This window comes from Cupriavidus sp. SIMBA_020, assembly GCF_046535395.1.
In the GTDB taxonomy this organism is placed as follows: domain Bacteria; phylum Pseudomonadota; class Gammaproteobacteria; order Burkholderiales; family Burkholderiaceae; genus Cupriavidus; species Cupriavidus campinensis.
This window is the reverse complement of record NZ_JAWRWU010001505.1, coordinates 1-241: the sequence shown is the minus strand read 5'-3', so window position 1 is coordinate 241 and position 241 is coordinate 1. Positions and strand designations below refer to the sequence as shown.

At 65.6% G+C, this 241-nt stretch carries 1 protein-coding gene; it reads right to left on the bottom strand.

Annotated features, from left to right (window positions below; all coding sequences use genetic code 11):
• A partial coding sequence (locus tag SB751_RS34615) for an ABC transporter substrate-binding protein (protein ID WP_410749568.1) occupies nt 1–241 on the bottom strand: 241 nt, incomplete at both ends.

Below are 241 nucleotides of genomic sequence, written 5' to 3'. Positions count from 1 at the left end.
CGCGCGAGCGAATCCAGGAACACCGCCGACTTGCGGTCGATCTTCATGACCACCGTCTGCGCGTCCGGCGCCGACACGTCCGTCACCTTCAGTCCGTTGCGGCCGTCGAAGTCGCTGCGGCAGCGCCAGTCCGTCTTCGGATCCATGTAGCGCTGCCAGCTCCAGAGCACGTCGGCCGAGGTCAGCGTGGCGCCATTGTGGAACTTGACGCCGTCGCGCAGCTTGAAGGTATAGGTCAGGC